We start from the raw sequence: 11,618 nt of genomic DNA, 5'->3' as shown, positions 1-11,618 counted from the left end.
ATGAAGTAAGTTTATTCTGATATAAATTTTCGTTTCAAATGTAACTAATTAACATATTTTAGTGTCAAGAACAATAATATACATTTCAATCTTTATTTTCTTTTCTACTTCACAAAATCGTCAATTTTATTCTATAATTTTAAAATATGATTCTTATTAATTATACTTACTTTACAAAGTTAGTTCTTATCTCTTTTCTTTTCTTTTTAATCTCAAATTCTTCATTATTTTCCCAATCATTAGAAGAAGGTTCTACAGGTAAAATATACATCATATCGTTTCCACAAATTAGATCTCATACATTTATTCCTAAAGATCAACAAGATATTCTTGATGATTCATTGGGCAAATATATGCCACCACTTCAACCATCAGCATCACTTGGTACTCCATTAGTTCATATTTATTCGGCAGTTGATCAAACTATAATTATTAAAAAACCTAACGATTCAGTAATTAATCTTGCCTTAACTGGTAAGTCATTTACAATATTTACAGCATTGTTTAACGGATCTGATGATACTCCTGCATTTGCAGATACAGCAGGGGAAGTATTAGCAAACAGAAGTATTAGAATAGAGTCAACATATCCAATTGTTGTTTATTGTGAAATTACAGGAACAAACGGTGCCGAAGTATGGACTCCCGTTCCAGCTGAAAGTTGGGGGAATGAATATTATTTAGCATCTGCACCTGATGATGCTTTAAAGGGAGTTGTTGAAGTGAATACAAAGTATAATTATAAGAATGATGATGATTTAAATGTTGATTTTGTTTATAGCAGACCAGTTCCTGCACCTGCTGAGGCGGTTGTTACAGCACTTGATAGTGGTACTGATTTTCAGTATATCCCGACATATTATTATTGGTCAAAAAAAGATTCTTCTTATTTCCCTTATGAAAAAGTTACTAAAGCTAAATTAGAAATGAATGATGCTTACTTAATTCAAAGTAATGCCGATACTGTAAGAGATGATTATAGGATGAAAAATGATATTGCTGGGACTAGAATTATTTCTAACAAACCAATTGGTGTTATTTCAGGAAATACAAGATCTAGTGCAGGTTTTAAAGATTCTGATATACATGGTATGTTAAAAAATACTTTTAAGAATTTACTTATTGAGTCTTTAACACCAATTAATGCACAAGGAACAGAGTTTGTATTTGCACCAGTTTATGATAACAAACTTCCTAAGCAGCCAATATCTGATTACCCTAGTAATGGACTTTTGAGGTTAGGAGAATTAGTTAGAATTTATGGAACATCAAATGATACAACAAAAATTCTAAAATCTGAGATTATTAGTGGTCCTACATTTGTAGTAAACTCAAAAGCAACCCCTGCTTCTCCTTTTTTTCCTCAAGAATTTGGTCGAGATGGAAGTTGGCCTTTTATAAAAACTATAGAAGAAGGAGTTCTTCTAAAAACAGATAAACCTTCACAAGCATTTGTTACTCCATTACCGGTTTATACAGGTCCAAAAACTTCAGAAGCATTTATAGATGTTACATTTCTTTCTCGAGCAACTTTCATGTGCGAGATAACTCCAAGAGAACAGTGGATTAGTTTTGCTCCTTTTTATAAAGCTCAGTATATAAATATTATAACTGATTCAATTTGGAAAGATCAAATTGAAGTAAAATTTAGTTCAGTACCTGGCAGACCTGCAAAACTAAATCTTATTAAAGCTGTACCAGGTACTAGATATGTTTGGGGTACTATATTACTTGATGCAAAATTTGCTGGTAGCCCAGGATTTATTCAGGGTTCAAATGGTGCAAAATTTGCTGCATATTGTTATGGATTTTCTGATGGATCTGAATCTAGACAAGCCGATCCAGTAAATGGTAACTACAATTATAATGAATCAACAGCAACTGCGTATGGTTATCCAGTTGCTCCGAGTAGACTCTATTTAGCTCCACATGATTCTGTTGAAATTAAAACTTTTAGAGATGAATGTAGCTTTATGATAGTTGAAGCAAAAATAGTTAATCCAAAACCTTCAGGATTTCGATCTATTAATATTGAAAATGATACTAATGTTGCTTATAGTGTATTAGTACCTGATAAATATTTCAGAGTAATTGGTGCAAACTTTATTAGGTTTACAGTTAGACCTAAAAATATAAGAGTAGATGCTGTTGCAGATATTGTAATAACCGATAGAACTGGGTATAAATGGAAAGTTAAATATTCACATCAAGGATTTAAACTTGATATGATTCCTAACAAAATTGATTTTGATTCTACTAAAACTGCTAAACCATTTGTTACAATAAAGAATAATTCATATAAAACAATTGTTGTTAAACAACTTGGATTTAGAAATGCTGTTCCAGATTTTGAACTAGATACTATAATACCTTCAAACTTCCCTGATACTCTAAAACCTGGTGAGAGTATGAAAGTTCAAGTTACTATTTATCCAACAGATTTTTACAAGAATTATAAAGATAATTTAGTAGTTGTTACTGATTGCGATACTTTTTATGTTCCTTTGAATTTAAGTAAACTAAAATTTCCTTGTATTTACATTGATGACCTTGACTTTGGAACTATTCCACCTGGAAAGTTAGTTAAAAGGTATATTGATATTTGTAATTTGGGAGAAGGTATTTTGCATTTTAGGAATATTACTCCTCCTGGTAAATCAACATTTGAGTTTCCTAATGGAGGTGAATTTTTCATTGATCCAATCGATTTGCTATCTTTACAAAACATTACTTTAGTAAGAGGCGAATGTAAAAAAGTAGGTATTTCTTTTGTTTCAGATACACTTAGATTTAATAGGGTAAAAGCTAAATGCTATAGTAATGCAATTACTTGTCAGAGAGATACACCTATTTTTTATTCAAAAGTTATTAAATCTGCACCAGCCATAACAGGAACAGATTTCGGTGGTCAATTAACTACATATCCACTTAGCAATTGTGCAAAAAACAAAACCCCTTCAGCACAGAATATTTTTATTTGGAATACAAGTAATGGTCCATTTACAGTTTCTTCATTTGAGCTTTTAGGCCAAGATGCAAAAGATAGTATTTTTAGATTTGCAAAAAAACCACGTCCTGCAATTGAAATTGGTGATATTATAAGAGGTGAAGATACTTCAGCTGATAATAAAAGATTTCAGGAGATTTTATTTTATCCAAAAGATGAGAAGTTCTATTCTTGCAGAGCAAGGTTAACAACAACTGCAGGTGATACTGTTGAAACTCTAATTCAGGGTAAAGGTATTACTGCTCATATTGCAATCAATGATTTTGATTTTGGATTGTTAAGTTATAAAGGACTTTATTATAATGATTATATTACTATAACTGCACTTCCTTCACATCCTTTAAGGATAACTGGAATTGAACTTAAAGGTGATCCAGAAATTTCACTAGAACCATTATATAAAAAACCAACTCCTAAGGATCCTATTGATTTAAATGTTGGCGATATTTATCAAGTTCCAATTAGGTTTAAATCAAATACTGGTGGAATAAAAAGTGCAATAATTTGTGTATCATCTAATCTTCATTCATATTGTGATGATTCTTGTGCCACAATCTTAGCAAGGATTCCAGATGATCAAATTCCACAAAAAAAATCAGATGCAACTTTAACTGGTTTATCATTCAAAGAGATTCTTACTTGTAATACAGATACAGGATCAGTTGTTTTAACTAATACTGGTGAAGTGCCATTAACCATTAAGAAAAATTCTATTGTTCTGACTAGTGATGTTTTTGTTGTAGGATTAATTCAAGAGACAAGATTATCAATAGGTCAGAAACTTAAGATCCCAATAAAGTTTATTCCAAACAAAGCTCAAACTGAATCAACTATCATGTTTGTTGATTGCTTTGATTCTTCTGGTAATGTTGTAGTTGTAACTGCTTCTTCTAATATTACAGGTAAATCTAAGAATATAACAGCCGAAACAAAAATTGATAAATATTTTAATGGAGTACCTTCAGATTCAATAATTATCCCAATAACTTTAACAGATGATATTGTAAGTGCCGATGTTAAGTCCTTAATTATTGAAGTTAATTATGAACCGAACTCAATTTTATTATCAAACTATAATGATTCTAATAAATATCAGCTGCTAAAAGGAACTATCTTACAAGGTTGGGATATCAAAATTTTATCTATAATAACTGGAAAAATGAAACTTGAGTTGAATGCTCCACAAGGTCAAGTATTACATGGAAAAGGAACATTGGTAAATTTAAAGTACAATCTATTCCTAAGTGAAAAATTAAATAATCAAATTTCCTATACAATTGAGCAAAATCTGAATAAATGTGTTTCTTTTTCAACAACTAAAAGCTTAGTTCTTATTGATACAGTTTGTGGTGGAAAATACAGGTTAATTGATTTAACTAATAGTAATTATACATTAAATCAAAATCATCCCAATCCATTCAATCCTTCAACTGAAATTCTTTTTTCTTTAGGTTTAGATGGTTTGACTAAACTTGAAATATTTAATTCAATAGGTGAAAAATTATTGACATTAATAAATGAAAATCTTGAATCTGGTAATTATAAATTTACTTTTGATGGTAGTTCATTACCAAGTGGTTTGTATTATTACAAATTAACTTCAGGTGTTTACTCAAAAACTAAACCGATGATTCTTCAAAAGTAATCACTAACTAAGTTGGATAAATTATTGAATAATGAATTAAGTATCTGAATTCAATTTCGGTTTAAATTAAAAAACTAAAGCGACTTGTAAATTCTTTAAAAATAGAAATTGCAAGTCGCTTTAAATTAAATAATTATAAAATTAATTCTTTAAAAATGAATCTAACTTTTTTGAATCAATAACTAATTTATTTATAGTTGTTTCTACTAGTAACTTAACTAAACCTTCTCTAATAATTTTGTACTCATTATGAATTGGGCAAGGTTTGATTGAATTACATTCCTTTAAACCAATACCGCAACTTTTAAATAGATTTTCTCCATCAATTGCAACAACAATATCATACAAATTAATAGAATTATTTTTATAACTTACATTAATTTCATATCCACCACCAGCCCCTTTAATTGATTTTAAAATATTCTTGTTTGCAAGTGATTGTAAAATTTTACCTGTAAAAGCAATAGGTGAATCTATCTCTTTTGATATATCTTTAAGGCTTACTATGATTTTGTTTTTTGTTTGCAAAGCAATAAATATTGTAGCCCTAATTGCATATTCACAAGCTTTTGAGAACATAATTAATTTGATATATTAGGTTTCAATTAATAAAGAATTTATAATTATAAATTTGAATATAAATAATATTATTCAATTCAAATTTGATAATGAAACTATATAAACCTAATTAATAATTCCCTCAGTTTTTATTGTTTCTAACATTACTGCTCTTGGGAATAAAATATTATTCTCTAAATGTACATGTAAATGCAAATCACTTTGGAATTCTTTCAATGATAATAATGCTATATTGTAAGTAGTACATCCATCGTCTGGAGTTGTAAAGTTGTTTGTTAATTCTGATATTCTTCTATACTTTTCTCCTTCATTTTCATGGTCTTTAATCAAATCTTTAACTAATATATTTCCATCAATTTCATTATTAGAAAAATTGCTTTTAAAACTTGAAGTATTATCAATCAATGAAAGTAAATATGGAAATAATTCATCTTCTTCTTTTTTCATATGAACAGATAATTCTTCAACAGAATCAAAAAAGATATCTCTTATTTCAAATAACTCTGGATGTTTTATACCATGGACAGAACAAATTTTAGTCAAATATCCTTTAATAATCGGTACACTTTTTAGTACATACCGATGATGTTTTTTAACAATGTAATCAATTAGTAAATCAGTTTGCCAAGAATTAAAATCAATTGATGAATTTGATTCTAAATTAATTTGAGCTGTTAACTCTTCAACCAAATTTTCAGCCTCAGAATTATTCCGGCAAGAATGCCCAATTGTTTTATATCCTCCACAACAAAAATCTATTTTGTAATTTTCAAAAATTGTTGCAGTTCTATAATCCAAAGCTACCACATCACCAATTTTGCTATCAACAGTAATTTTCATAATAAATGTTTGATTGAAATTATTTTAGATAAAATATACTTGAAGTTCATATAATCGGACATAATTATCTGATATAACGATGTAGTTTTTAAACTATTGTAAAAGTATTAACTTAAACAACTTACAAATTGAATTTAACTTACCTTTGTAAATATAAATTAGTAGGAAAAACTATTTAATAATATATGCGTGGAAAAATTGTAATTGAACAACCCAACATTAATGAAAATTTAAATCAAAATAAAAATAATAGAAAATGGACTCTGTTATTATTAATTTCCCTATGCATTATACTAGAGGTTTTATGCTATTTTCAGACAACATTTCTTAGGTATGGGTTTCAGAGTTTAAAGCCAAATTACTTCAACTTATTTGAAATAGGAAATGTTATTGTTTTTGTTTCGAGTATAATTTTAATTATGAATTTAATTAGTTTTTGGAAAAATCAAAAAAAAATATTTTTAGTTATAATTCTATTTGTAATATCATTAGTTTCATTATTAGCAATAAGTAATTTCCAACCAGATGTAATTTCAATTAATCATAAAAACTACTGGTACGCTAACAATGAGATTCTAAAAGTTTATGCATCTTTTTTGTTTTTGAAAATATTTGAGTACTCATTTGTTAAAGTTTTAAATAAATCTTCAAACATTAATTATTTTAATATTTTAAGTTCGATCCTTAAAAAATATTTAAAAATTTTATTTATAATATCAATTTCAGTTTTACTCTTTGTATATTTTTATAAATTCAAATATCAGAATGAAAGATATGATATAGCTGTAGTTCCAGGAGCAGCAGTTTGGAGCAATAACATTCCAAGCCCTGTATTAAAACAAAGATATTTAAAAGCCTATGATTTATTAAAGAAAGATAAAGTTGGATTAATTGTTTTAACTGGAAGTAATGCACCACTTGAAAAAGCGGAGTCAGTTGTTGCATATAATGAACTGATAAAGTTGGGTGCGGATCCTGAAAGAATAGTTTATGAAAATGAAACACATTCAACACTTCAGCAAGTACTTTATATTAGAGACAATAAAATGTTAATGGGATACAAAAGAATTATTTTCGTATCAGATGATTTTCATTTGTTCAGACTATATCAAATAACTATATTTAACGGTTTGAACGCTTCATTTGTAGAATCTATCTCACCATTAAAACCTAAGAATAAATTATTTTATTATCTACGAGAAACATTAGCAGTTATGCTTTATTGGGTATTTGGAGTATAAATAAAATTAATTTTTATTCTTTATATACTTATTTTTTGGGATATTACAATTTTGATTTATATAATTCTTTTATCTTTTTAGATAATTTTTGTTTGTTAACAACTTTTTGTTTAGTAAATCCTAAAGCGATTGTTTCACCAGAAATTGAAGTAACTGTTATATTACATTTAATGATATTTAAATCAATTTCAACAACCTCTGCTTTTATCTTAACAATATCACCAACAATTGCTGTATTAATATGATCAATGTAAACTGAAGAACCAATAGCGTCTTCATTCGGCTCTAGAGACTGTAATATAGCCATTCTTCCAGCATATTCAGAGTGTTTAACAATATCAAAAGTTGAGTAAAGAGGATGTATTTCGCAATCAAAAAATTTTGCTGTCATCCCTTTATCTATTAGAATTTTTAATTCAAAAGTTCTTCCAATCTTTAATGGTTTCATTTTTATAGAAAATCATAATATCATACTAATAACAATAAATTACAATTTAAATTTAAAAAATAATTCAATTTTTAAGATTTGAATTTATGAAAAATTATTTACATAAAATATTTCAAACCTATCAATTATCTTTGAAAGTATATTTTTTTTAACATCTATTTTTGCATAAATATAAATATGAGAACAAACCGAAAATTTTTTTTTATTGCTTTATCAATTATATCCTTTTTATTAGGAGTTTATAAAACTGAGGCTCAATTTGGAACTTCATTTAAAGATGGTATTGCAGCATCTAAGAAATTTGCTGTTGATTCATTAGCAGGTGATGTTGTTTTAATAGCTGGAGGAACTGTTGGTGGGCAAGAATTTAGTGGAATTAAATTAGATTTTAATGATAAAAATGGAACTGCAACTATGTGGGTTTATGTTTATCATTCTGAAATTAAAAATGATAATATCACTGTTATCGTAGCTTTAGCTGGATTGCTAGTTCAATCTTTCGCATTACCAATTCCAATTCCTCAAAGTTCGATTATTGAACTTAATATGAAACTCCCATATATTAACAGCGATAAAATGGTTGCTCAATTAAAGTTAGATACAGCATTCAAACGTTTTAAAATTGAAAGACCAACAGTTGGTGCAGGATTTATATTTTTAGCAGATGGTAAAATTCAGGGTGATTCTGCCAATGCTGTATCGGGCTTTAACTACAATCAGCCAATTTGGAGTGTTAGTTATTCTGGTGGTCCAGATTCATCATTAAATTGTATAGTTGGAGGATCAGATGGAAAAGCATTTTGTCAGAGAATTGCTGCACCAGTTTTAGGAGTTCACATCGAAGCAGCCAGCACTTTACAAGAGTTCTATGTTTCACCTAATCCAGTAACAAATGAAGCTAAAATTAGCTTGGTTCTTAAAGACAAATCTATATCAAAAGGGAATATAGAATTTTATGATTCAAAAGGTAATTTAGTTTTAAATATGGAATCAGAACTTGAAAGTAATAATATATTTAACTCACATTTACTTACATCAGATTTGTTATCAGGAGTTTACTTTCTCAAATTTAATACTTTAAAAGGTGTTATTCCATTAGGTAAAATTGTTGTAAATAAATAATATATTTTCAATTAATTAGGGTTTGAGCATTCAAATAATTGTTGTTTGCTTAAACCTTTTTTTATTATGAAATCTGAAATAATTCAAATCTTAAATAATAAGAATACTATTAAAGTAATTACATGTATTCACTTAATTATTACTATTATTATATGGTTCCAATTATCTAAAAATCCAGAAAAATATAATAACTATTCAGTTTTTAGAAGTTCATATTTCCATTTAGTTCAAAGTAAAGATTTATATATTGAATACCCTTCTGAGCATTCCGATGTATTTCTATACAACCCAGTTTTTTCAATATTGTTTGCCCTGTTTTCTTTACTCCCTGTTAAGTTTGGTTTGCTCTGTTGGTTGTTGTTTAATACCTGGATAATTCTTTTTTCTATAAAAAAAATAGAACTTACTAAAGCAAAAACTACTTTAATTTATTTTCTATTATTTTTTGGTTTAAGTACAAACATTAGATACTGTCAAAGCAATTCATTAATTGCTGCTTTAATGATATTTAGTTTTGTTTCTTTTGAAAAAAATGAGAATTTTAAATCATCATTATTTTCGGTTTTAGGTTTTTGTATTAAAGGTGTTGGTGGAATTGTTGGACTGCTTTTTATAAATTATTCAAACAAATGGAAAATAGTTTTAAATGCTATAATTCTAACTTTTGTAATCTCATTATTACCAGGTTTGTTTGTTGGTTTTGATAATCTAATTATAATTTATAAATCTTGGTTTGATGTAATTATTGGAAGTAATATTATTGAACATGTTTCATTGGCAGGCTTTTGTGAAGTTGTTTTAGGGTGGAGTAATTGTGAAATACCAATCTTAATCTTTGGAGCCTTTTTATTGATTACGTTTATTATTTCTCAGTGGTTTAGATCTAATGAGTTGGATTTTGATAGTAGATTTGTAAGTTTAATATTTTTGTTGATATGGATTGTATTATTCAATAGAGCAAGTGAATCAGCTACTTATTTTATTGGTTTATTGGCTTTGTATTTGTGGTTTGTAAATACTTCTAAGTCCAGAATAAATATCTGTATATTTATATTTGCTTTTATAATAATAGCAATTTTACCTTCAGATCTTGCTCCAAAAATTTTGAAAAATATCCAAAAAAATTATGTTTTAAAACCTGTTGCTTTGTTGCCTGTTCTGTTATCGATTTACTATAATGAAATTAATTTATCATTAAGAAAATACTTTCAATTTGGTAATGCAAAATAATCCAAAAACAAATTATTCATTAGTACTTCCAATTCATAATCCACCTGATAAATGGTTGGAAACTGTTATTACTGATTGTCATGAATTAATAAATAGTTTTAACAATTGTTCTTTAAATGTTCATATCATTAATGATGGTGAAAAATTTTCTGATGATCACTCTTTAAATGAGTTATATGTTTTTGAAAATTTAAATATTAATCTTCACCATTATTTTGGGAATAAAGGAAAAGGTTTTGCTTTAAGATATGGATTTGAAATTGTAAAAAATTCATCTGGACATTTTGCATATTCTGATTGGGATTTTCCTTTTGGTATTGAACCATTTGTTAAGGCATTTGCACTTTTAGAAAATAATGATCTTATTTTGGGGAATCGTGGAAATGACTATTTCAAACAATTACCATTTTTTAGAAAACTAATTTCTTTTTCTCAAAGGTCAGTTAATAAGTATATATTAAACCTAACAAATAGTGATACTCAAGCTGGGTTTAAGGTGTTTAATAAAAAAGGACTTGAAAGCTTTCTATCAACTAAAATTAATGGTTTTTTATTTGATACTGAATTTGTAGTTAAAGCAAAAAATAATTCATGTATGATTAAAGAGATACCTATAAACTGTCGTAAAGGTTTACATTTTAAGAATTTCAAATTTAAAGTATTGTTTTCAGAATTATTAAATGTTAAAAAGTTATTCAAAGATTAATGAATAAAAAAATCCCAGTTCTTATAACTTGCGATTTAGAAGAATTTGATATTCCATTAGAGTACAATGCTAAAAGTATTAATCAACAAACTCAATATGAAATTTCATTCAATGGTATGGAAAAGTTATCTAAGTTGTTGGAAAAATACAAAGTTAATTCTACAATTTTTACAACAGCAAATTATGCTGTAAATTTTCCTGAGCAAGTAATAAAGTTATCTCAAAATCATGAAATTGCATCTCATTCTTTTAGCCATTCTAATTTTAGTGAAGATGATTATATAAAATCAAAAGAAGTTTTAGAGGGTATAATTAAAAAAAGAATTCATGGTTTTAGGATGCCAAGATTGAGAAAAGTTGACTACAATTTATTAGTAAGTTCTGGATACAATTATGATGCTTCTTTAAACCCTACTTGGTTACCAGGACGTTATAACAATTTGAAAAGCCCAATAACACCATTTAATAAAAATGGTGTAAATATTATACCCAGTTCAGTTACACAAGTTTTTAGAATCCCCTTGTTTTGGTTAACATTTAAGAATTTACCTTTATTTCTAAGTAAACTATTGTTTAGAAGTATTATTAACAACGGATTGTTTGTTTTTTATATTCATCCTTGGGAGTTTTCAGATATCAGTAATTATAAATTACCTTGGTATATTAATCTTGTTAATGGAGATGATTTATTGAACAAATTTGATTTATTTTTGAACTATATTTCCGAATTTTCTGAGTTCAAAACTTGTAAGGAATATTTAAATGAAAAATAATTTTATATAAAATATTTATTATAAATA

General features: G+C 27.1%; 9 protein-coding genes. 6 read left to right on the top strand and 3 right to left on the bottom strand.

Annotated features, from left to right (window positions below; translation table 11 throughout):
• The first annotated feature begins 146 nt into the window (after positions 1–146).
• Entirely contained in the window at positions 147–4,652 is a 4,506-nt protein-coding gene (locus IPP08_09755) for a T9SS type A sorting domain-containing protein (protein QQS66046.1), read from the top strand.
• 141 nt (positions 4,653–4,793) lie between these two features.
• Here IPP08_09755 and IPP08_09750 read toward each other — a convergent pair whose 3' ends face one another.
• Together IPP08_09750 and ric are read right to left on the bottom strand one after the other, a co-directional pair.
• A complete protein-coding gene (locus tag IPP08_09750; GenBank protein QQS66045.1) occupies positions 4,794–5,231 on the bottom strand; it encodes an Rrf2 family transcriptional regulator in 438 nt (145 codons plus the stop codon).
• Positions 5,232–5,336: 105 nt separating this feature from the next.
• Positions 5,337–6,071 (bottom strand): iron-sulfur cluster repair di-iron protein, encoded by a 735-nt coding sequence (gene ric, locus IPP08_09745; GenBank protein ID QQS66044.1) that lies wholly within the window; start codon positions 6,069–6,071, stop codon positions 5,337–5,339.
• Between the two features lie 185 nt (positions 6,072–6,256).
• Here ric and IPP08_09740 point away from each other — a divergent pair, with 185 nt between their 5' ends.
• Positions 6,257–7,312, top strand: coding sequence for a YdcF family protein (locus tag IPP08_09740; protein ID QQS66043.1), 1,056 nt, complete (start codon positions 6,257–6,259; stop codon positions 7,310–7,312).
• A 43-nt stretch (positions 7,313–7,355) separates the two neighbouring features.
• Here the strand turns inward: IPP08_09740 and IPP08_09735 are convergent, their stop codons facing one another.
• Positions 7,356–7,760, bottom strand: a complete 405-nt coding sequence (locus IPP08_09735; GenBank protein ID QQS66042.1) for a hypothetical protein — start codon at positions 7,758–7,760, stop codon at positions 7,356–7,358.
• Between the two features lie 177 nt (positions 7,761–7,937).
• Here IPP08_09735 and IPP08_09730 point away from each other — a divergent pair, with 177 nt between their 5' ends.
• From IPP08_09730 to IPP08_09715, 4 genes are all read left to right on the top strand, one after another.
• The gene (locus tag IPP08_09730) at positions 7,938–8,882 is read left to right on the top strand and encodes a T9SS type A sorting domain-containing protein (GenBank protein QQS66041.1); all 945 of its coding nucleotides are present in this window, start codon (positions 7,938–7,940) and stop codon (positions 8,880–8,882) included.
• 66 nt (positions 8,883–8,948) lie between these two features.
• Entirely contained in the window at positions 8,949–10,112 is a 1,164-nt protein-coding gene (locus IPP08_09725; GenBank protein ID QQS66040.1) for a DUF2029 domain-containing protein, read from the top strand.
• Positions 10,102–10,818, top strand: coding sequence for a hypothetical protein (locus IPP08_09720; GenBank protein ID QQS66039.1), 717 nt, complete (start codon positions 10,102–10,104; stop codon positions 10,816–10,818). The genes IPP08_09725 and IPP08_09720 overlap by 11 nt, the downstream gene beginning before the upstream one ends.
• Positions 10,818–11,591 (top strand): polysaccharide deacetylase family protein, encoded by a 774-nt coding sequence (locus tag IPP08_09715; GenBank protein QQS66038.1) that lies wholly within the window; start codon positions 10,818–10,820, stop codon positions 11,589–11,591. The genes IPP08_09720 and IPP08_09715 overlap by 1 nt, the downstream gene beginning before the upstream one ends.
• Positions 11,592–11,618: the final 27 nt, after the last annotated feature.

It is taken from the genome of Chlorobiota bacterium (assembly GCA_016700335.1).
In the GTDB taxonomy this organism is placed as follows: Bacteria; Bacteroidota; Ignavibacteria; order OLB7; family OLB7.
The sequence above is the reverse complement of the archived record's forward strand: the minus strand, read 5'-3'. Positions and strand labels throughout refer to the sequence as shown.